The sequence below is a fragment of the Parvularcula sp. IMCC14364 genome (genome assembly GCF_030758415.1).
Classification (GTDB): Bacteria; Pseudomonadota; Alphaproteobacteria; order Caulobacterales; family Parvularculaceae; genus Aquisalinus.
Genome location: NZ_CP132334.1, coordinates 1,379,179 through 1,401,123, shown reverse-complemented (window position 1 = coordinate 1,401,123; position 21,945 = coordinate 1,379,179). Strand labels below are relative to the sequence as shown.

General features: G+C 52.1%; 23 protein-coding genes. 22 read left to right on the top strand and 1 reads right to left on the bottom strand.

Going from position 1 to position 21,945, the window contains the following annotated elements; all coding sequences use genetic code 11:
- The first annotated feature begins 28 nt into the window (after positions 1 to 28).
- The 20 genes from RAL90_RS06715 to RAL90_RS06630 all read left to right on the top strand — a co-directional run bounded on the left by RAL90_RS06715 (position 29) and on the right by RAL90_RS06630 (position 20,541).
- Entirely contained in the window at positions 29 to 1,162 is a 1,134-nt protein-coding gene (locus RAL90_RS06715) for a type IV pilus biogenesis/stability protein PilW (RefSeq protein WP_306253745.1), read from the top strand.
- Between the two features lie 83 nt (positions 1,163 to 1,245).
- A complete protein-coding gene (locus RAL90_RS06710) occupies positions 1,246 to 2,505 on the top strand; it encodes an O-antigen ligase (protein ID WP_306253744.1) in 1,260 nt (419 codons plus the stop codon).
- A 28-nt stretch (positions 2,506 to 2,533) separates the two neighbouring features.
- The gene (locus RAL90_RS06705) at positions 2,534 to 3,061 is read left to right on the top strand and encodes a transcription termination/antitermination protein NusG (RefSeq protein WP_306253743.1); all 528 of its coding nucleotides are present in this window, start codon (positions 2,534 to 2,536) and stop codon (positions 3,059 to 3,061) included.
- Positions 3,062 to 3,668: 607 nt separating this feature from the next.
- The gene (locus tag RAL90_RS06700; protein WP_306253742.1) at positions 3,669 to 4,736 is read left to right on the top strand and encodes an N-acetylneuraminate synthase family protein; all 1,068 of its coding nucleotides are present in this window, start codon (positions 3,669 to 3,671) and stop codon (positions 4,734 to 4,736) included.
- Positions 4,737 to 4,750: 14 nt separating this feature from the next.
- On the top strand, positions 4,751 to 5,872 hold the full coding sequence (gene neuC, locus RAL90_RS06695; RefSeq protein ID WP_372340441.1) for a UDP-N-acetylglucosamine 2-epimerase: 1,122 nt from the start codon (positions 4,751 to 4,753) through the stop codon (positions 5,870 to 5,872).
- 2 nt (positions 5,873 to 5,874) lie between these two features.
- Positions 5,875 to 6,558, top strand: coding sequence for an acylneuraminate cytidylyltransferase family protein (locus tag RAL90_RS06690; RefSeq protein WP_306253740.1), 684 nt, complete (start codon positions 5,875 to 5,877; stop codon positions 6,556 to 6,558).
- A 254-nt stretch (positions 6,559 to 6,812) separates the two neighbouring features.
- Entirely contained in the window at positions 6,813 to 8,057 is a 1,245-nt protein-coding gene (locus tag RAL90_RS06685; protein WP_306253739.1) for a hypothetical protein, read from the top strand.
- A complete protein-coding gene (locus RAL90_RS06680; protein WP_306253738.1) occupies positions 8,054 to 9,208 on the top strand; it encodes a glycosyltransferase family 4 protein in 1,155 nt (384 codons plus the stop codon). Before RAL90_RS06685 ends, RAL90_RS06680 begins: the two co-directional genes overlap by 4 nt.
- A gap of 1 nt (position 9,209) precedes the next feature.
- Entirely contained in the window at positions 9,210 to 9,776 is a 567-nt protein-coding gene (locus RAL90_RS06675) for a hypothetical protein (RefSeq protein ID WP_306253737.1), read from the top strand.
- A gap of 13 nt (positions 9,777 to 9,789) precedes the next feature.
- Entirely contained in the window at positions 9,790 to 10,302 is a 513-nt protein-coding gene (locus RAL90_RS06670) for a DapH/DapD/GlmU-related protein (protein ID WP_306253736.1), read from the top strand.
- Positions 10,299 to 11,867: an oligosaccharide flippase family protein gene (locus RAL90_RS06665; RefSeq protein WP_306253735.1), complete on the top strand. Its 1,569-nt coding sequence runs from the start codon at positions 10,299 to 10,301 to the stop codon at positions 11,865 to 11,867. Before RAL90_RS06670 ends, RAL90_RS06665 begins: the two co-directional genes overlap by 4 nt.
- Complete coding sequence (locus RAL90_RS06660) at positions 11,864 to 12,508, top strand: sulfotransferase family 2 domain-containing protein (RefSeq protein WP_306253734.1); 645 nt, start codon at positions 11,864 to 11,866, stop codon at positions 12,506 to 12,508. Before RAL90_RS06665 ends, RAL90_RS06660 begins: the two co-directional genes overlap by 4 nt.
- A gap of 9 nt (positions 12,509 to 12,517) precedes the next feature.
- Positions 12,518 to 13,675 carry a glycosyltransferase gene (locus RAL90_RS06655; protein WP_306253733.1) on the top strand — a complete coding sequence of 386 codons (1,158 nt, stop codon included), beginning with the start codon at positions 12,518 to 12,520 and terminating at the stop codon, positions 13,673 to 13,675.
- Positions 13,668 to 15,056: an O-antigen ligase family protein gene (locus tag RAL90_RS06650; RefSeq protein WP_306253732.1), complete on the top strand. Its 1,389-nt coding sequence runs from the start codon at positions 13,668 to 13,670 to the stop codon at positions 15,054 to 15,056. Before RAL90_RS06655 ends, RAL90_RS06650 begins: the two co-directional genes overlap by 8 nt.
- Before the next feature lie 272 nt (positions 15,057 to 15,328).
- A complete protein-coding gene (locus tag RAL90_RS06645) occupies positions 15,329 to 16,195 on the top strand; it encodes a glycosyltransferase (protein ID WP_306253731.1) in 867 nt (288 codons plus the stop codon).
- A 79-nt stretch (positions 16,196 to 16,274) separates the two neighbouring features.
- The gene (locus RAL90_RS06640; protein WP_306253730.1) at positions 16,275 to 17,021 is read left to right on the top strand and encodes a polysaccharide deacetylase family protein; all 747 of its coding nucleotides are present in this window, start codon (positions 16,275 to 16,277) and stop codon (positions 17,019 to 17,021) included.
- Between the two features lie 207 nt (positions 17,022 to 17,228).
- Entirely contained in the window at positions 17,229 to 18,422 is a 1,194-nt protein-coding gene (locus tag RAL90_RS06635; protein ID WP_306253729.1) for a glycosyltransferase, read from the top strand.
- A 177-nt stretch (positions 18,423 to 18,599) separates the two neighbouring features.
- Complete coding sequence (locus RAL90_RS16305; RefSeq protein WP_372340440.1) at positions 18,600 to 18,905, top strand: sulfotransferase; 306 nt, start codon at positions 18,600 to 18,602, stop codon at positions 18,903 to 18,905.
- A gap of 104 nt (positions 18,906 to 19,009) precedes the next feature.
- A complete protein-coding gene (locus RAL90_RS16300; protein ID WP_372340412.1) occupies positions 19,010 to 19,591 on the top strand; it encodes an acetyltransferase in 582 nt (193 codons plus the stop codon).
- Positions 19,592 to 19,608: 17 nt separating this feature from the next.
- Positions 19,609 to 20,541 carry a glycosyltransferase family 2 protein gene (locus RAL90_RS06630; RefSeq protein WP_306253728.1) on the top strand — a complete coding sequence of 311 codons (933 nt, stop codon included), beginning with the start codon at positions 19,609 to 19,611 and terminating at the stop codon, positions 20,539 to 20,541.
- On the opposite strand, the gene RAL90_RS16295 is transcribed toward RAL90_RS06630, so the two are convergent.
- Entirely contained in the window at positions 20,457 to 21,143 is a 687-nt protein-coding gene (locus RAL90_RS16295) for a tyrosine-type recombinase/integrase (RefSeq protein ID WP_372340439.1), read from the bottom strand. The two genes, RAL90_RS06630 and RAL90_RS16295, sit on opposite strands and share 85 nt — an antisense overlap.
- 19 nt (positions 21,144 to 21,162) lie before the next feature.
- Between RAL90_RS16295 and RAL90_RS06625 the strand changes: the two genes are divergently transcribed.
- A complete protein-coding gene (locus tag RAL90_RS06625; RefSeq protein WP_306253727.1) occupies positions 21,163 to 21,357 on the top strand; it encodes a type II toxin-antitoxin system VapB family antitoxin in 195 nt (64 codons plus the stop codon).
- Positions 21,354 to 21,743 (top strand): PIN domain nuclease, encoded by a 390-nt coding sequence (locus RAL90_RS06620; RefSeq protein ID WP_306253726.1) that lies wholly within the window; start codon positions 21,354 to 21,356, stop codon positions 21,741 to 21,743. The genes RAL90_RS06625 and RAL90_RS06620 overlap by 4 nt, the downstream gene beginning before the upstream one ends.
- Positions 21,744 to 21,945: the final 202 nt, after the last annotated feature.

Genomic DNA, 21,945 nt, shown 5'->3' with positions numbered 1-21,945 from the left:
GATATGTAGCTTAACCAGCATCTTTATTGTGTTTGAACTTTTCTGGGGAAGAGTTCAAATTCTTGCTAAATCAGATGCCGCAAGCGCACTGCAACTTGCACCAACCAATGCGACTGCCCTCATTAACACCAACTGGTCTCGCATTGATACGCATCGGATCGATGATATTCAGTCAGCCATCAAACAACCTATTGCTCAGTCTGCGTTAAGGGCGGAGCCATTTACGCAATTGGCGCTCCTTGAGCTAAAAAGTGGAAATGACCAAACTGCTAAGACCTATTTTCAGACAGCACAAAAAAGGAATCCTCGTAGCCGAGGTGCGGCAAGAGGTCTTTTCGACCTAAATGTTAAGGAAGAAGATTATGGCGGCGCGCTCGACCAGCTCGACCTATTGTTAAGATTAGATCGTCGGCTTTCAAACGAGTATTTCGCAACTCTTCTTCCGTTTGCCCAAAATCCCCGCGCGCAAAGCGCTTTAAAAGAAAAGCTTGTTCAGGGGGCTAGCTGGGCGCCCCAATTTCTCTCCTATCTGACAAACCAAATCGTCCCGGCAAAGTTTATGGCTGAGTTAATCCAAGAAACACCCTTTAACGATCCGCAAATGCGCACCAAGTTGCAAAGCAGCTTTCTGACGAAAATGCTCCAAAAAGGCAATTATCAGAACGCAAAATCCTATTGGGAGGCATTTGTTGGCCTGGAGACAACGCGTCCGGAACTTCCTTATGACAATTTATTTGAGAGTAAACCTGGCCCTTTGCCATTTAATTGGCGCTTGATCAATTCAGCCACTCATAGTGCCGAATTGATCAAGCCCGGCCTTCATGGTTACTTTTCTGGCAACCGGACCACCGTTCTTGCGGAGCAATATGTCAGCTTGCCTGTTGACATACCGCATCAACTCTCTGTCAGGGCTGATCATAACATCCGTCGTCGGCACGGTCATTTTTCCTGGCGGCTGGTCTGTCACCCTGATAATCAAATTCTCGCCAAGTTGGAATTCTCAGGGGTAAGTACTGGTCTGCGTCGAACAACCAATGCCTTCAAGATCGATCATGAGACATGCCCTCTCCAAAAACTCCAACTGCTAGGTATTGTTGGTGAATATACATCTGGCATTACCCTCACAACACATGCTGTTTTGCTCGAACCAATCCCATCATGAGATTTGCCATGGGACCTAGATTTCACCACATTGTATCGCACTTCACCCGTTTCCGTCTCGCGGCATTCCTATGGATATGCCTTATGTTGGGGGGCACCAGTCAAGATATTGTCCAACCAAAACTCTGGTTGCAAGTGATCGGGACTTTGCTTATTTCGTTCGTCTTTTTGAAAGCAAGCATCAGTGAAGTCTTTCAAAAGAGTCCATATATATCGATCCTGATAATATGTACTATTTTTTTACACCTCCTCTATCTATTGCCGCTTCCTCCCTTCATTTGGTCCAACCTTCCTGGACGCGATATTATCGAGACAGGGTTTAACGCGGCGAACCTGTCGCTCCCCTGGCAACCCCTCTCACTAGCGCCGGACCGCACCTTATCAGGGTTCCTCTCGCTAATACCGGCGTTAGCCGTCTACCTCGTCACCATCTGCCTCGCCAGCAAGATTGAGATTGAGATTGCGATCAACGCTTTTCTTATTTTTGCCGTCATCACTGTCGGTCTGGGATTATTTCAGGTGAGCGGCGCTGAGCCCCTGCTCTATTTTTACGACGAAACCAATCCGGGCGCACCCGTTGCTTTCTTTTCGAATGTCAACCATCAGGCAACCTTATTGTTAATGGCCATCCCGTTTGCCATTAGCATGCTGAACATGAAGGATTGGCGTGCTGGTGAACCAAAACGATCTTTCGTTCTGAGCGTTGCGGTGACTTTAATTTTGACAATTGGCTTAATGCTGAATGGATCCATGGCCGGATATCTTCTGCTTTTACCAGCTCTCGGTTTGTCCTTTTGGCTGTTGATTGTCCGTGGAAAGATAAATCTCGTTTGGATGGGAGTTGTAGCCGCTCCCTTTATTATGTTCCTTGCAATCGACGCATTCCTCCTCAACCCGATTGGGGCCGACATACGAAATACCATTCTAGACCAAAGTTCAGTCTCAAGATCACAAATTTTTGCCGGCACCATGGACGCAATTTACTATTTTTTTCCAATCGGTACAGGGCCTGGCACGTTTAGCCTAGTCTACCCCTTATTCGAAAACATTGATCACGTTACTTCCACCTATGCGCCGCAAGCTCATAATGAGTACCTGCAAGTCGTCCTGGAATTTGGCCTCCTCGGAGGCATATTGATGATGGCTTTTATCTGGTGGTGGTTCAAGAGCTTTGGCGCTTATGCGAATTCGCATCACAATCGCTTGGCACGCTGTGCCATCATTGCCACTTTGCTGGTGATGGTCCATAGCACAGTGGATTATCCTTTACGGACGATCGCCATCAGTACGATGTTTTCGTTTTGTGTTGCCTTAATTGTGCGATCCCAATTTGAGAATCAATAACAAGGTATCAAGATGATAAGAGGTAATCATGACTGTTTCTGACCTCAGCACTTCTTCAAAATGGTATGCTGTGCAAACGCATCCCCATAAAGAAGAACTTGCCTTCAAAAATCTCCAACAGCAATCCTATGAAACTTTTTGTCCTCAAATTTTCCGAAGTATTCGTCACGCACGCCAATTTAAAACCGTACGCCGACCATTATTTCCGCGCTATTTGTTTGTCTCCTTTGACCCGTCTGGTACGCCATGGCGTGCTATCAACAGTACGCTAGGTGTTACAGGGCTGGTGATGATGGGAGAACAACCCCAGGCTGTGCCTGATGGGCTGGTTGAACAGCTGCAATCCCAATTTGAATTGGACGGCGATTCCCCCCCCAAAACTGCTCAATTCACTCCGGGATCGAAAGTCGAGATTGTAAAAGGGCCCTTTGCGGGAGTTATCGGTCAATTTGAGAAAATGGATGGCCCTACCCGCGTTCTGGTTTTGTTAGACATGATGAATCGCAAAGTACCTTACTGGACGAATTCAAGTGCACTATACCTTCATGACAAATAATATGACGTTTTTGTGATGGTGCATTCAATGACTTTCTTTACTTAAATTATCAGTTGACACATTTTTGTGCACTGCGGTACGCCTATTGCAACAGAAGTTGGGGGCCTTCATCACATCGATGAAATCATAGCACCCAATCTATAGCGACTTTCTCTCAGGTACTTCACCCAGAGTGCGGTAGCTATTGAAATAACTCTAATGATTTCTCTGGCCCCGCGGGTGATTGATCTGACCGGCTCACGCTCGAAGATGGTCAATAGGCCCCTTACATAAGATTACCCGAAAAAAATAAAAAGAGGGCTTCTTGGCAATAGGGGTTTTCGGGCGGGCAAAATGATACGATTTATCAAAGTGTGCTGGTTGCCGCATTGTTACATCTTGACCCACATGTCTATGAGCCAACCCTTTTCGCTCTTGAGGCCTTGTGAGCAAGGTGCGTTCCTGGACGGATTGTCATCTTAGATGATTACAATGCCGTGAGCGGCGCAACTGATGCCGTCGACCATTTTTTGCCGGTAAGCAAGCAATGCAAAAGCTGCCGATATGTCATGTGCCAGCCTTTATTGAGAAGAGCCAATAGGGAGGATGTAATAACGGTGCGATCCCTATGAGCCAAATAGGTAAATTTAAAATGCAGTTCCCCAAGATTGAAATTGGTGGCCGACTTATAGGCTTGTCTCACCCACCGCTCGTGATTGCCGAAATAGGGATTAATCATGGCGGCGATCTCGAAGTGGCAAAAACTATGGTCAAGCTCGCCGCGCTTGCAGGATGCGAAATAGTTAAGCACCAGACGCATATTCTCGAAGACGAAATGACAGAGGAGGCGAAGTCGATATTCCCTCCAAACGCCGATGTTTCCATCTGGGATGTGATGGAGAGGTGTGCCCTGAGCTTAGAAGATGAGGCGGCACTTAAAGAGTATGCTGAAGACCTTGGTCTGATTTGGATCTCAACACCCTTTAGTAGAATGGCAGCTGATTTCCTAGAAGATCTTGACGTACCTGCGTTCAAGATAGGATCTGGCGAAGCCGATAATCTGCCCCTGATCAGGCACATTGCGCGGAAGAAGAAGCCAGTGATCCTATCGACGGGTATGCAGTCAATCGAAACGCTTCGAAGATCAGTGCAAGCGCTGGAAGATTCCGGTGTCCCTTACGCGCTCCTTGAATGTACCAATCTTTATCCAAGCCCGCCAGAGATTGTCTCGCTAAGCGGCGTAACCGAATTACGCGAGGCATTCCCGAGAGCTGTAGTGGGGTTTTCAGATCACTCCATTGGTCCAGAGATGGCGCTAGCGTCGGTTGCATTAGGTGCCTCGATCCTTGAGAGACACTTCACGGACACGCGGTATCGCAACGGGCCGGACATCATCAATTCGATGGATCCTGCGGAGTTACGGCTCGTTATTGATCGCTCTCGCGAGATTTGGGTTGCAACAAGCAATCCGAAGGGGCGTACTGAGCTTGAAGAACCAGTCTATCACTTTGCTCGTGCCAGCGTTGTAGCTGACGCTAACCTACCCGAGGGCCACGTGATTGGCGAGAACGATATTTGGGCGCGGCGACCAGGCTCTGGCGAGATCCCTGGTTATGAGTTCGATAAGGTAATCGGCAAACGACTGACACGGTCAGTCAACAGAAATACCCAGCTGAGGTGGGCTGACTTAACGTGACCCCAAAGAAGTCAATCTTGTTTGTGACCGGCACGCGCGCCGATTTCGGCAAGCTCGAACCACTCGCCGTGGCCGTTAGGGATGCGGGGCACAACGTTTCCTTTTTCGTGACTGGGATGCATATGCTACCGACCTATGGCTTTACGAAAGTCGAGGTGAACCGAGTTCCCGGCATTCGGGTCGTCGAATTCCTCAATCAGCGTGAAGAAGACCCGCAAGACGTCATCTTTTCAAAAACTGTGGTCGGTTTCTCTGACTACTTGAGATTGGAGCAGCCAGACCTGGTTGTAATTCATGGCGATCGCGTAGAGGCGATGGCCGCAGCGCTTGTTTGCGCTACGAACTATGTTCGCTGTGCACATATCGAGGGCGGTGAGGTTTCAGGTACCATCGACGAGCTCTTTCGTCACTGCAATACAAAGCTGGCATATGCTCACTTGGTGAGCTCCCATACTGCAAGGCAGCGCATTCTGGCGATGGGAGAAAGTGCAGACCGCATTTACGTAATAGGATCTCCGGAGTTGGACACACATTCGGCTCCATCCGGCGTGACTTTGCAGCAAGTGCAAGAGCGCTACGATATACCGTTTTACGACTACGGCATCGTCATCTTTCATCCTGTAACATCCGAGCTGGATCACATCGGACGCCAGGCTTCCGATCTTTTTGATGCGCTTGAGGGATCTGACCGCAATTTTGTTGTGATCCGTCCGAACAATGACCCGGGCTCCGAGGCAATTATGGAGGTGATTAATGCGCTTCCATCGCCGCGCTTCCGCGTGCTTCCCTCCATGCGGTTTGCCCATTTTTCCGAATTATTGCGCAACTCATCGGCGATCATAGGTAACTCAAGTACCGGAGTGCGTGAGGCTCCGTTCCTCGGGATACCCAGCCTTGATGTCGGCACCCGCCAAACCAATCGATGTGCGTCGGAGTCCATCCATCAAGTCGCCGCGAAAAACCGGAATTCAATCAGGGGTTTTCTCCGCGATCACTGGGGTAAGCGGTTTTCCCCAAGTCGTGAATTTGGCGAAGGATCAGCGGCACCGAACTTTATCGCTGCGCTTAACTCTCCGGAATTTTGGACGCACCCCCTTCAGAAGAATTTCAGTGATACCTTTCTGAGTTTTGCATAGAGATGGCGCTGATCGGTTTGATTCCTCTGCGCGCAGGCTCTAAGGAACTGCCAGGCAAGAACACCCGCTCACTCACGGGCAGGCCGCTCTTCCAGCACAGCATTGATCATGCTCGCTCCGCAGGTATCGAGAGCTTGATTGTATCAACTGATATTGAGGAGTTGTTCGATACCGACCTTGGATCAGACGTAATTGTCGCAAGGCGCCCTCCGGAGTTGGGCGCCGACAATACTCCGATGAACCATGTGTTGCGCCATGTACTCGCTCGAGACTTTCCCGAGCCGGGCACGATTGTACTATTGCAGGCGACATCTCCGCTTCGTGATCCGTCCGACATACGCCGAGCGATCGACCTTCATGCTGCGGAGGATTACGATTTGGTCATGAGCGTGACGGAGGCGAACTCTAGTGTCATGAAGTGGGGACGCATCGAGGGCCAGGACTTTCTTCCACTCTCTGATCCCACTTACTGTTTTGCTAACCGTGATGACCTGCCGGCTGTTTACCGACCAAATGGCGCCATTTATGTTTTTGATGCTGATTGGTTTCGTGAGGTTGGCACATTGTCAGGCGGACGGATCGGAGCAATCCAAATGCCGGCCGAGCGTTCTCACGACATTGATACACGAGCGGACTTTGAGGCAGTAAGCGCTCTGATTTCTAGCGATAAGAGGCGTGACGCCTAAACAGAAGTCCACGGCATTTCCGAACTTACCATAAGCAGAAGACGCAACTTCTGGGGATCAAATACCCCTCTGATAATGTAGTCCTAATGCTGAACTGGGATATTCTAGGCCCTTTTTGTCAAGAGGGCCTACATAAAACAAAGAGCACACGTACGCTGATCACCTGAGACACCATGATTAGGATTGGCTTGGGTTAAGTCACATTTACTCCGGCTCTGGAGGCCAAAGACACTTCAGCATCCGTGGTCGAACCTTTGACACTTTTGATCTACTTTACTCAAACAAATATGACGCGAGATCCCATTATAAGCGCCGCCGACCGTGTTCAGGCTATGCCTCAATTTCGCCGCGCGCTTCTGGCCAGAGAGGCCTTGATTGCGGGTGCCAGCAAAACAGTGGCGTTCGGGCCGCGGGAGGGGCGGCTAAGGCGGCTGCTTGCCGCAACAGGACGCGGCGGGATGGTCGTAGTCAGCCTTGTTTTGCTTTTGGGACGGTATTTCGCTGGGTGTAGAGTAGCGACCAAGAAGGTGATGCCGGAAGCGATTTTTCTAGGTATCGGAGCTATGCGTGAGCAAATGCTCCGAGCCGATATTCAGGCCCAGCTTGGCACAGAGCCTCATTTTGTCGATGAACTAGGTGCTGACGGCTTCGCGGCTTTGCCTAGACCAAGTCTAACCCAGGTCATCCGACATTGGATGCGAGCGATGCATGAAGCGCTCGAAATCTATTCCGAACCTGACCCAGACTTCAAGCCGCTTGATCTGCTTTCGACGCTAACGATGCGCCTGCACGAATTAGCATACCTTTTGGCCTTGTTCGAAAGATTGCACGAAACCCGGCCACAATTATTAATCTACTCGTCAACTGCTGGCCTCGCAGCTTACGCTGCTTGTTTGGCCGGCTTCAAGGTAGAATACCGACAGCACGGCCTCCTCGCCCGAACACTCGTCTTCCCAGAATTCTGTGCGATGGTAGCGTTAACGGCATTCGAAGGGCGATATGTTGCCAGTCGTATCCACGGGCTTGCGCTAAGACTAAACAAACCGCCTGCAGCTCTTACATCCCTTCCAAAGGTGTTTGCTTTTGCGGGTGACTATGAGGCGAAAGATCCCTCACCCGTCACCGAACTTGCAGAAGTAGCCTTGGTAAATGGCTTCCATGTAATCGTGCGCCCGCACCCCAGGGGGCATAATAACCTTTGGGATGATATCCGTGGGCGCGATGGAGTGGATTTTGATACCGACGGTCGGTTCGAAGACTTTCTTGGAAAGTGGCGGCCTGCTTTTGTGGCTTCTTGGATCTCAACAACGCTTCTGGACGGCCTGCAGATGGGTGCGGTTCCGGTGACGCTGTCGCGAGATAATCGCTTACTTCTGCTGCCGATAGACACCATCGCATTTTCTTGGCCCCAACAAAGAGCGCTTATCGAGAGCATTATGCGTGACAGCGAAGAGAGACAGCGAGCGTTTGAAAGCTTGAGTGAGAACCTGCAGCCATGAGCCAAGCCCCGATCCTCTTCTTCCACTCGGTCGACCAAGACAACCTGAACGCACAATCCAATAACGTTAAAGCAATCCTTGCACGATGGGATGCTAGCGAGATACCAGCGACCGCGTTCCATTTTCGAGCGCCAGACCCACTCGTTGCTGCCAACTCGAATGTCCGCCTTATCAAGTTGCCACCAAACCGTCTTTGGAAGGCGAAAGCCTTGGCTGCCGGGCTCAATCGCTATTCGGGTGTGGTTTATCCTTGCCTCTCGGCCGTTCTTGATGATCGTTTTCGACAAATGCGCAGGGCACTGGGCCTGGGCGGGGCCGTCATCTCGACACTTGAGGGCGTGCCTGCGGACCAGCGCAATCAAATCATAGAACAAGAGCGTTTATCCGAACTCGTTGGTCATAAAGTATTCTGTCAAGGTATAAAAACGCCTGACATGGCCGCATTGTCGAGGGTTAAAGCTGACTCAGACCTTCTGATTGCCATCAGTCCGTTTCTTGAACGGATTGCCAATACCATATGGCCTGACGTGAAGACGGCTGACATCCCTTTGGGCGTCAATGTTGAGCGCTTCCATGCGCGTGATCGAGTGCCCCATGGAAGCAATAAGACGTTAAAAGTGGTTAGCGCTGGGAACGTCCAGCAACATAAGCGTCCAGACGTATTTTTTGAGTTAGCGCGTGCGCATCCCGAGGTCGAATTTATGTGGTATGGTGAAGGAAAGCAGCGGCATCAGTTACAGTCACGCGCTGCCAGTGAAGGGCTGTTTAATCTCGTGCTTCCTGGCGCCGTCGACGGCGACAGCCTTGCAGCAGCCTTCCGACAGGCTGACATATTCACCCTGCCTTCGGTCTCTGAGGGTGTACCGAAAGTGACGCAAGAAGCGGCCGCCTGCGGATTGCCAGTGGTTTGTATGCAATATTACGAACCTTTCTCTGTACGGCACGGCGTCAACGGTTACCTAGCCGAGGATGACACAGCCTACGCCGAGCATATCGAAACATTGATCAAGGACGCCGAGTTGCGCGCACGCATGGGCGCTGCCGGTGCAGAAATGGCCGAAGACTGGAACTGGGCCCACGTCGCCAAACGCTGGCAAACAGCGATCAGGGACACAGTCCACCGCGTGGCTGCGGGCTCAAGCAATGATTAGCTTGCTGCGCAAAGCATCACGCGGACTGGTCAAAGTCATGCGTATGGCTGCTTTGATACTCGCCAACATGGTCCCGCGTTTGCCGTATTTGGATGGGCTGAGGGTCGCTCTGCTGCGCGCCGCGGGCATGAAAATTGCGCCGCGTGCTATCTTGTGGGGTCCCGTCACGGCGGTACCGATTGGTAGGCTCGGCAATATCTCGATCGGGCCGCGTACTTTCCTCAACACAGAGCCGTATTTCGGCTGCCCCGACGCGAAGATCTCCATCGGTGCAGATGTCCAAGTGGGGCCCAGAGTGAGCTTCATTACAATCAACCATGGTCCAGCGCGCGCCAATGGCCAACGCGGCGCGTTACCTGCGCCCATCACGGTGTGTGACAAAGTCTGGATCGGTTGCGGTGCAATCATCCTCCCCGGTGTGACAATTGGTGAAGGCGCGACAGTTGCCGCAGGAGCTGTCGTCACGCGCGACGTCGCAGCTGGGATTTCAGTGGCTGGGGTCCCGGCCCGCCCTATCAATGCACCCAGCCAACAACTCGAACAACTGCAATCATCGAGAGATTGTTAGTGGCAAAAGTTTCATGATCCAACGCCTTATCAACTGGCAGCGCGCGGCTTCGCAGCGACGAGAACTCAAACGATTGGTGAGGCACTGCAGGCCCGATGACTTGCCGAGCCTTGCACTGAAAATAGCCGTGCAGAGAAGTCTAGGCACGGCGATTGGAAAACGTTGTCGTTTGTTGGGAGGTATTGATGCGGTGAATCCTCATCTCGTAAAAATTGGTGACAAATGCGTGATCGGCGGCGAGAGTAGACTGTTAGCGCACGGCCCTGGCTTTGACGGAAAGGAGCTCACCGTCATTGGGGACTATACTTATCTCGGGTACCGGGTGACCGTTTTGCCCGGTGTAAAGATTGGTGAGGGATGCATCATTGGCGCGGGGGCCATCGTCACGCGAGATATTCCTGATGGCTCTGTAGCGGTTGGCAATCCTGCTCGCGTCTTGCGGCAAGTAAGCCCAGAGGAGGCCGCAGACATTCGATACCGCTTAGACAATGATTTGTTTTTTGGCCGAGATGGCAAGATCACTTGAGTATCAAGACAGCTGAGACCCGGGCAAAAATCCAGTCGGTGCGGCACCTTGGCGGTCAAACGTCTATGGTAATGGCCGGAACTCTCTTTACCTTCGTTGTTGGCTTTCCCTTCCAGATTTACCTTGCGCGAAGCCTCGGCGTCGCAGGTCTTGGGCTTTTCGGCATTACAGAAGCCTTGGTAACAACCGCGGCCGGGCTATTATCGTTTGGCCTTTCATCGCTAGCGGTGCGTTTCATCCCCGAATACACCACTCGTGGCGAATCCAGAGCGATTCGGCGATTGGTCGCGTTCGGTCTTGTGATTTTGGCTGCCACGGGTGCGCTCGGGGCCTCCCTACTCCCGTTGTTGGCCGGGTTGATGCCGGATATTGCGGGTATCCCCGTCGAGGCCAAGGCGCTTTTGTCAGTGCTAGCGCTGCTCCTTCCCGTCAGCATGATTTCCTTCTTTCTCGCGCAATCACTGCGTGGGTTCCAGGAAATCCGCATCATGGTGTTCTCCACTTCGATCCTTGCGCTGACATTAAAGGTGGTTCTGACCTTCGGGTTATTTGCGACGTTTGGCGCCTCAGTCTGGTCCTATGCATGGGCCGTAGTACTAGCGCAGGCCACTGCGATCTTCCCTATGGCATGGGCATTGTGGCGATTAATGCGCATGCTTCCAACCGAGGCAGAACCGAGCCCTGTGAACCCGCGTGCCTGGGCATCCTATGCCGGAACAAATTATGCCTCGGGTTTATTGAATATGTTGATCGGAAACTTGGACCGGGTGGTGGTCGGGGCCTTATTGGGGCCGTCTGCGGTTGGTGTCTTGATGGTGGTGCGTCAACTTCAGCAATTTCCCACCGTGTTTCAACAGGTGGTGTTGACGGTTGTCTCCCCCGTCTTCGCCCGCATGAAGGCTTCCGGCAATATGGCGGGACTGGCCCACCAGTTACACCTATCCAACGACTGGGTCATGCGAATGGCACTAGGGCTCATATTGATATTGGCGATACTACCCGATCATCTGCTGGGGCTTTATGGTCCGACCTTCGCAAGCCAAGGGACCTCACTGATGCTGGTTATGGCATTGGCGGCGGTCGTAAACCTGGGTACTGGCCCGGTGGGAATTTTGCTCAACATGACGGGTCATCATGTTGTGCTTTTGCGTGTTATAGCGGTAACCGCCGTCGCAACATTTGCCGGCTATTTCGTACTGATCCCCATGTTTGGTCTGATGGGCGCGGGGCTGGCGGTGCTGCTGGGCACAATCATCAACAATTGTGTGGCCATCTGGCTCGTGTGGAAGCGGCTGGGGATATCATGGTATAATTCTCGCTTTAGCGGCTGGTTTCTTCCTTCCGCTGCCGCGGGCGCGACCCTCCTTGCAATGCGCCTCATGCTGAACGGAGTAGAGGATTTGGGGACACGCGCCGCGTTACTGGCAAGTGCAACGTTTTTGACCTACGCCATATTCTTTACTGTGAACTTTGTGGTCGGGTTTCACGAGGATGACCGCGAACTCATGCGTACTGCGCGCTCGCGAATTGGCAGATCTTTCAATAGGGCGAAGCCGCTTAAATGACGGCATTGCTTCAGATGCGGCGACGCCTGGCTGACCTTCGTGGGCGGGGAGTTTACGCTGGCTGGCCTAATGAAAATCGCGCCATCTTTATTCATTTGCCCAAAACAGCAGGGACGTCTGTGTCGAAGGCATTAGATTTGCCATCGTCGCGGCATATTCCGGCTGAAGAGTATCGAAAATCTAACCCGGACAAATTTGAGAAATTCTTCAAGTTCGCCTTCGTACGAAATCCATACGATCGTCTGTTGTCGAGCTACGCCTTCTTGAGAGATGGCGGCATGAACGATGACGACGCGCAATTTGCCCGCCGATATGTTCAAATCTATCCAAGCTTTGAACATTTTCTGATCGAAGGGTTGGCGAACTGTGTTGAGATACAGGCTTGGGTGCACTTCCGCCCGCAGGTAACGTTTGTGTGCGACAAGCCAGGCCGCAACCTGATGGATTTCACCGGTCGCTACGAACGCTTGGCCGAAGATTATGCGAACGTCGCTGCGCATCTCGGCAGGCCCGGCGAATTGCCATTCACCAATAATTCTCGTCGGGGAGACTACCGTGAGGTGTATACTCCAACGATGATAGATGTCGTGAGTCGATTGTACGCATCTGATCTCAAAATATTTGGATACGGCTTCGAGTAGGAAATGCGGTTGCGTGTTGTTTCTAGCTACTGGCCACGTCCAGAGAGAGCACACAATGCCTTTTTCGAGGTTGACCAGGTTCGCGCCTTTGCGGAACTAGGCCATGATGTCGATGTTATGGTTCAGACCGTGCCGTGGAAGAGAGGAGCCGCCTTCCTCAAAGCTGAAGATTTGGAGCTCGACCCAGAAAGGGTGCATATTGAGCAAGTGGTAATGCCGCGCTTACCTGAAGCTCTTTCCAGGCGAGAGGCGCTTGCGCGCCTGAATGTGCGTGCCACTGGCCTGCGAATGCAAAATTTGTTGAAAAAAAGACCGGCTGTTGATGCAATAATCGTGAACGGCGAGCGTAATATCGGACTATCAGCTGGAATATGGAATCGCGATGAGAAGCACCGCGTCGCGATGATTGTCCATGGCGCAGACCCGGTGCTTGAGTGTCTGCCACAAGGTTGCCTGCATGTGAACAATGGTTCGGCGGTCGGCGCGGGTCTCGCCCGTGTCATTTTAGTGGGCAATCGCCTTCGTTCATATGCAGCGCACGTCGGTTACGCCCCAGAGCGGGTCGCTGTGATCGCCAACGGATTTCGTCATCCCGCGCCACCAAAAGTCCCGATCGAAGCCCGAAACGGACCTGTTCGGCTGATCGCGGTCGCCAGGCTCGTGCCGGTAAAAGGCATTGATGACGCACTGGTTGCCCTCTCGTATATCCTTGCAGAAAAGCCCGAGCTCGACTGGGCGTTTGACATTCTGGGTGATGGTCCCGAGCGTGAGGCTCTTGAAGCGCTAACAACTCGGCTGGGACTGACGGAACGCGTACACTTTCATGGCGCGGTACCACACTCGAACGTGTTGAGAGCCTTAGAAGGCAGCGATATTTTCCTTCTCCCAAGTTGGAATGAGGCCTTTGGTTTGGCATATCTGGAAGCCATGGCGATGGGAAATGCTGTTGTAGGTTGCCTTGAAAACGGCGCTGCAGATATTCTGACGAATGGTGTTGACGGCTGTTTGGTGCCACCTCGCGATGTGTCAGCCTTGTCTGCTCTGCTTACTAAACTGATGGTCGATCGCGAAATGAGACTAACTCTTGCGAGTGCGGCAATTAGGAACGTCAAGCGTTTCTCGTGGGAAAGCAATGCGCGCGCCATACTGAGGATGCTAGATGACTAGCTTCTGGTTGCTATTGCGGGATCGCTTCTGGCAAATCGCGCTGCTTGTCCTCATCCTGCGCGCGGTAGGCGGCCCGGCTGGCCTTTTGGCATACGGTGTTGTCGCAATCTACGGACTGGGAGGCCGGCGCCAGGCCGTCGAAGCCATCCTGCTGTGTTGGTATATCACACTCGCCAATTCAGCAATTTTTGGAGCTATCCCAAATGCCAGCCTTGCACGTTACGGCGTAATTTTCCTGATCGCCGGTGCGATGGTTCTAAGGTCGGCAGGACGACCGCTGAGTCATGGTGTCGTAGCAACTCTGGTTCTGGGTTTCTACATACTTCTCCACTCAGCACTGTTCAGCGTCGTGGGGACAATTTCATTTCTTAAGGGAGCAATTTGGACACTCGCGACGGTAACTGTTTTGTTGGCTTTCACATCGATGCAACAAAACGAGATGCGACGCGCAGAACAACACATCTATGGCTTTCTCGCGCTCGTGCTGGCTCTGAGTGTACCAGTATATTTTCTGCAGCCTGGTGGAAGTATGTTTGGCTACAGCTACCTGCGCGGCCTTCTCGGCCATTCTCAGGCGATTGGAGTTGTTGGGGCGATGGTCGGTGCATGGGCATTCGCCCGCCTTGTTGATCACTCAAGGCTAGCAATATTGGATGTGATGATATTCGCGTTATGTTTCTACGTGGTTATGCTTTCGGGCGCGCGCACCGCGTTACTCAGCATTCCTTTCTGCATGTTTGTGACCAGCTTTTTAGCCATTGCGAAGGGCAAGCGTCCTTTGAAGCGGCTTCTCAGTCATCTGCGTAATCCTCTCGTCGCCTTGGGCGTTGGGGTCATTGCAGTCGGCGGAATCTTATTTGCAGGCCCCTTGTTCACGTCTGTGATGGAGACCCTCCAAAAGAACTCCGAATCGGCGTCTATCGCTGAGGCCTATGGAGAATCACGAGGCGCATTGATCGATGAAATGCTGGACAATATCCGTGAAGATCCACTCACGGGAATAGGCTTTGGTATTGCCTCTGACCCAGAAAACATGGTCGTCGAAACGGTTTCCGGGATCCCCATCAGTGCTGTCGTTGAGAAGGGTGTGACCCACATTGCGGTCTGGGAAGAACTCGGCTTGCTTGGTCTTTTCCTGGTCATCTATTGGGCGACAGTTATATTTTCCAATGCTGCAAGGGCCGCGTTGGGGCAGTTTGCGCTCTTACTGAGTATTTTTGTTCTTAACCTCGGCGAGGCAACGCTTTTCTCTGCTGGCGGGATGGGGCTGCTGCAAATTTTGTTCATTGGCTTTGCCTCATATCGCATGCGCAAGCAAAGACAACGGCTCTCCCCCCGCTCGGCCTTCAGATCACAAACCGCGTATGTCTCGCGAAGATGATCGATAACTCGATTTGCGTCCACTTGTGGGAGTTCGCTCTCAGCCCGCATTTGGGAAACGTCCTCAAAGGGCTCGCTGATCGAGGGTATCAAACGCGTTACGTCGTTCATTCAGATACATACGCGCATCGCAAAGCCGAGGGATGGGTACCGCCCGAGTTTCCGGGGGTCGAAATCCTTCAACCCTCGTCAGTCAAAGAAATTCGTGACCTGATCTTTCAATCTTCGCCCGAGGACGTGCATATCTGCGTTGGTCTTCGCGGGAATGACTTTATGCGCAATGTTGTCGCTTCTCTTCGCAGAGCGGATCGGCGGTATATGGTCTTCATGGAGACAATCTCTGAACGCCAACGCTGGAGCCGGTTAAAGCGTCCATTGTACTATGCCTTGTTTCGTCACAACCAACGGTGCATTGAGGCCGTTCTGGCGGCAGGTTCCGATACGTCAAACTGGGTCGCCGCACGCGGCTTATCGCGATCTAGAATATTTGATTTCGCATATTTTCTGCCTTCGTCGAAAACTCAACTGGTACCCCGCCACGATGATGAACCCTACCGGTTGCTTTATGTGGGCTCATTGATACCGCGAAAGCGCGTGCGATTGATCATAGAGGCACTCTCAGGTTTGCCTGATTGCGTTACGCTGGATATCGTTGGCGATGGTCCCTTACGCCCTGAGTTGCAAACCTTGGCCGATCGAACGGCGCCAGGTCGTGTCGTCTTTCACGGCGTGCGGCCGATGCCCGAGATTAGCGACTTTATGGTTAAGGCAGATTGTCTTGTTCTCGCGAGTGATCATGATGGCTGGGGAGCTGTTATATCCGAGGCAATGTTGGTCGGCACACCAGTTGTCTGTTCTGACCGATGCGGAGCCAGTGTGGTGGTCCGTGCCAGCGGTCGAGGCAAGGTGTTTCCAACATTTGTGCCGGGAGCATGCGAGGATGCATTGCGTGAACAAGTCGCTTTGGGACCGATAACTTTTGCCGAACGGGCTTCGCTGGCAAAATGGGGGGGCTGTCTTACTGAACCAGCAGGTGCAGAGTATCTCGATGCGATCATTGCGCACGTCCGTCACGATGCCGTTCGCCCCATCCCGCCTTGGGCCAAATTGGCCGAAGAGGTCCTGAGCAATAGGAATTGACCCAATGAGCGCACTACAGATAAAGCGGACTCTGGGGAAGCTAAGTCGGAAAATTAGCAGGTCAGGCGCGAGACGAATTGTGCTGCTCTACCACGCAATCGGCGAAGGACCTGACGCCTGCCTGGAAGAACGTTTTGCCGAACAGATGGCTTGGCTTGCAACTCATGCAAAAGTAGTGTCGCTTGAAGATCTGTTGTCCGTGGAAGATAGTGAATATCTCCAGATCGCCATCACGTTCGACGACGGTTACGCTTCTGTCGCGCAGGTAGCCGCACCAATTATGGCGCGCCACGGTTTCTCTGGCACCGTTTATCTAACAGTCAGTTGCATAGAAGATAGTGAAGAGCTTCGTCGTGTTTCCGACCCAGCTTCGGGGCATTTGTCGGGTGAGCAGTTCATGACTTGGGCTGAGGTGCGAGCACTTGAAAGTGCGGGCTGGCTGATCGGCTCACATGGCCTTGATCATGTGGATATGACAACTCGGACGCCGTCCGAACTTAGGCGTCAATTGGAGAATGCACGGGAGCGTATAGAGGACAGATTGGGGTCTGAGTGCCGCGCATTCGCCTATCCTTGGGGGCGCAACGATGCAACATCTCGTACGGCAGTCATGACTGCAGGTTATGCGCACGGGGCAGGCACCCTTCACGGACCGCTTCGATATGGCTCATCTTTGATAGCTTTTCCCCGCATTGATATCAGGCGAGAATATAGGCTAGACGACTTTGTCTGCATGCTCCGGGGAGATTGGGACTTTCTTGGAACGGTCCAGAATCTAAAAGCACTGCGTCACGCAAGCGCCTTTAAACATGTTGGCTTGATTTAAGTATTAATTTTACGCAAGCAGTGCATTTTGTGATTTTGTGCATGGCAAATTCGTTGGCATTCTAAGTTCAAAAGATAAATTTCAAATTGTCATTGACAATGATATTATTTGTTCCGCATTTTGCGTTTTTTGATTGTTCGAAATTTTCACTCCTATTCGTGTTTTGTGTGAGTGTTCGAACGATTTGTTTCTGGAAAATTATTGTTCATGACTGAACGAGCGCCTTCTACGAGCCGGACGAAGGTCCTGCCACATATTATCCAGGTTAGTGCGGGCATCTCCAATGAGGCTGCCGGGACAACCTACTGCATCCGCCGCCTGAGCGAGAACCTCGCAAGCGCGGGCGCGTCGGTCCAGGTTGCGGCAATCGGTGAGGGTGCCGCTCCGCAAATGGGCAAGGCCGACGCGTACCTCTTTCCGGCCGAAAGGGCCCTGCCTGGTCTCGGAACCCTGCTGTTCTCCAGAGCGCTGCGCGCCCATCTCGATCAGGCCGCCGCCACGCCTGGCACGGTCATTCATTGCAATGGACTCTGGCGGATGCCCAACGTCTATCCCGGGGAGGCTGCGCGTAGGCACGGCGCCCCGCTTGTCGTCTCGCCCCATGGCATGCTCGCCGAGGATGCCCTCAAATTCTCGTCGGCGCAGAAACGCGTGTTCGGCCTACTGGCCCAGGACAGGGCATTGGCCACGGCCAGTTGCATCCACGCCACCAGCGAGAAGGAATTGGAGGATGTGCGCGCCTACGGGCTCAAGGCGCCGGTCGCGTTAATCCCTATTGGGATCGATATCCCGAAGCTGCCGCCGAAACGTTACGATACTCGTTCGCAACGCGAGGTTCTCTATCTCGGCCGCTTGCATCCAATAAAGGGTATCGACCGCCTGCTGGTCGCATGGTCGCGGCTCGAAGCCGGTCATCCAGACTGGCGGGTACGTATTGTAGGGCCATCGGAGGCGGGCTGTATCGATCAGTTGAAGGCGCTGGCGAGCAAGCTTGGCCTGGCGCGTGTCGAGTTCCAACCGGGGCTGTTTGGAGCGGAGAAGGACGCAGCCTACGGGGATGCAGATGTCTTTGTTCTGCCAAGCCTGAATGAAAATTTCGGCATGGTCGTGGCCGAGGCGCTGGCCTGTGAGACGCCGGTCATTTGTAGTAAAGGTGCGCCTTGGTCTGGCTTGGAGAGCCATGGGTGCGGTTGGTGGGTCGACCACGGCGCCGATGCGCTGGAGGCGGCCCTGCGGGCGGCGCTTGCCATGCCCCGAGAGGCGCTCGCCGCCATGGGCGCGCGCGGCCGCGCCTGGGTCGAGGAGGCGTTTTCGTGGCAGCCCATCGCCGACGACATGCTGGCCGTCTACCGTTGGTGCCTCGGAGCGGGCGAACGGCCTGCTTGTGTTGTTACCGATTGAAAGGATGCCTTGGCGGCCGATATGGCAAGCGCCTAATGGCGTGTTGCCGGCCTTGAGATGGAGTTGAATCGATCATGATGAAGGGATTGCGGAGAACAGCAGAGCGGCTCAGTCGTAACCGTGTCCTGCTCCGGCACGTCCATATCGGGATCAAAAGAGATCCGTTGGATATAGGTTATTCGAACTTTTGAAAGAGGCTGGAGACTAAAGAATCTGCACGCAGATTTACTGGAAAACACTGCCCTATATGTATCTCAAATGATGGAGCATTTGGAGCGCTTAGAAAACGAGCCAATGTGCTACTCTCTTAAATACGAGGATTTGGTTTCAAATCCCGAAAAAGTGGCGCGAGGGTTTCTTACATTTCTGAATGAGCCTTGGGACCCTAATGTCATATATCCATGGGAGCAGTCTCACAACTTTGGAACAGAAGACCCGCTGTCTCGATCCCTCAAAAAATTTCGGCCCAGTATTGGGAACTAGAAGCAGCTTTCAGATGCTTAAGTCGATGTGCTGAATCGACATTTACACAATTGGCGATTGAAAATGGGTTACACGATCGATCGAGAACATACTGTTGACCAATCATGAGTTCGCAACACTTTTCTCCTGACGTATCTGCGAATCGAAAAGCCATCAAATGGTCCAAAAAGGAGCTGTTTGGGCGCCTGATGTGGGATATTCTTCAATATCCACTATTTGCGTGGACCCCAAGACAGATTTGGATAATTAGGCGCTTAGTGTTGCGGGCATTCGGAGCTACGATTGGTAAAGGTGTTCACCTCTATCCAAGCGTCCGTATTGCTGTTCCGTGGAATCTAGCCGTTGGGGAGCGGGCGGCGATCGGGGACCATGCGATTCTTTATAGTCTTGGAAAAATCTGGATCGGTGATTACGCGACAGTCTCGCAGTATGCGCACATTTGTGCAGGTAGCCATGATTATAGCAATATAGAGATGCCGCTCGTTAAGTCTGAGATCCGAATTGGAGAAGGTAGCTGGGTTTGCGCAGATGCCTTTATCGGACCGGGTGCGTCAGTTGGTGCGGGCTCCATCGTAGGGGCACGCTCGGTTGTCACAAATGACGTTCCCGAAATGATGGTTATCGTAGGAAACCCTGCGCAGGTGTTGAAGCAGAGGCCGGCTAAGGGGGGCAGCGCGTCTTCCTAAGGTGCCGGTATACAAACATGGCGACGTTACACGCAATAATTCTCACTTTTAACGAAGAGAAGCATATCCAAAGGTGCATCCGGAGCATCGCGGAGTTGTGCGATTCTATCACTGTTGTCGATAGTGGCTCAACAGATCAAACAGTAAGTCTTGCCGAAGAACTTGGAGCAAATGTTCTGCACAATGAATGGGTTAACTATGCCACTCAGATGAATTTCGCGATTAAGTCGATCAGCGGAGTAGGTGGTTGGATCCTGCGAATCGATGCCGACGAAGTTTTGCATAGCAGCGAGACCGTGCAGTTAGCAGAATTATTGGAAACTACGAACGCCGAAGTAGACGGATTATTGGTAAGGCGCCGCATACATTTTATGGGTAAACGTATTCGATTTGGTGCCATAGAGCCTAGTTTTCAGCTGCGAATCTGGCGGGATGGTCGAGGAGAGTGTGAGCAGCGGTGGATGGATGAGCACATTCGCGTCGAAGGAAAGATTGAGAAGAGTTCGGTTATATTGTCGGATATCAATTTGAACTCAATTGACTGGTGGATACAGAAACATAATTCATACGCATCGCGTGAGGCGATAGATATCCTCAACAAAGATTTTGAGTTCCTTTCTCAGACAAGTCATAAAAAAATCGCTACTAACCTCCAAGCGAAATTAAGGCGGTTCTTCAAGGAACGAATCTATCGAATGGTATCGCGTGGAATACGGCCATGGATATACTTCGTATACAGGTACGTATTTAGGCTGGGATTTCTCGACGGAAAGCCTGGGCTGTATTATCACACTCTCCAGGGGCTCTGGTATCGAATGCTAGTCGATGCCAAGGTCGATGAAATAACTTCTTACGCCGAAGAGCATCAGCTAAATATTGTGGAAGCCATTGAAGTGTGTACAGGCTTCGATCCACTAGCGATGACGCAAGGGGCGGCTCCTTCCACATAACGAGACACAACTTCGATGTTTTTCCATCCACCGGCGCACATTATCGTTAGAGTGTCGTATCCAGCTCGCAACAGATCTTGAGCGGCGCCGACTCGCATAGAATGCCCAGATAAATCCCTAGCTTCCGCGTTCAATCCTGCTCTTTTTGCGGAAGCTTTCAATATTCTTCGAATTGAAGAAGTCTCCAATTGTTGCTGACTCACTTTGCCCGTGTGAAGCCCCCTGAAAAGAAATCCCCTTCGAAGCTGACTTGCAATCAGCCAATTATGAAGTCGGGTAGAGGTTTGTTCTGATATCTTTGCAAACCGCCCGTCCCCGAATGGATCGCTCTTGGAGCGCGGGATGTAGATCCTAGCTTCTTTTAAGCATACATCGTCCACGCGTATCCACGACAATTCAGAGCTCCTGCATAGCGTGTCGTAACCCACGCTAAGCAAGGCGGCGTCGCGTTTGCCTGATAGTGTTGATGGTTTTGAGCCCCTCGCCCGATAATGCCTTGAATAAGGCAACACGAAGTGGCGATGGATTGCTTTGGTGATTTCATTGCTGGAAAGTCTTGCAGAATCCAGCAAAATGTGTATATAATTGCAAAATATACACATCAAAATTTGAGGCCAAGCCATGCGCACGAATATTGAAATTGACGACGATCTTATGAGAGAGGCTATCGCCATTTCTGGCGCGAAGACAAAGAAAGAAGTTGTCTCCGAAGCCTTGCACCTATTGGTCAAAACGCGTGGGCAGGCCCACGTCAAAAAGCTCCGCGGGAAACTGAAATGGCAGGGCTCGCTGGATGACATGCGCAGTGACACATGATCCTAGTGGACAGTTCAGTTTGGATCGATTTCTTCAACGGTGCAGAGACCCCGCAAGTCAATCTGCTGGACGCGAATCTTGGAGAGCACCCCATCCTGATCGGGGACCTCATTTTGACCGAGGTGCTCCAAGGGTTTAGATCCGACAAAGACTTTGAGACCGCGAAACAGGCGCTGGACCAATTTGAATGCAGAGCAATGGTCGGACACGGCATCGCTCTTAAGAGTGCGGAAAATTATCGACATTTGCGCAAGGCGGATATCACCGTTCGCAAAACGATTGATGTTCTCATTGCAACTTTCTGTATTGAAAATTCTTTGTCGCTCCTACACTCAGATCGAGACTTTGAACCGATGGAAAACGTACTCGGGTTGGCGGTCGTCTGAACGCTCAGCCGCGATCAAAGCACCACTCCACCCTTCGCCCGATAATGCTGCGTGTCGTGCAATACACCTCTCGCTATATTTCCAACTGTCCTGCATCTCTAAAATGCGCACAGGTTGTCAGCAAAACTTGCACACATTCAAACTTGTCGGCTAGCTAGCCGGTAGGTCCTATTTTTAACAGCGGACAATAATATTGCCCTCC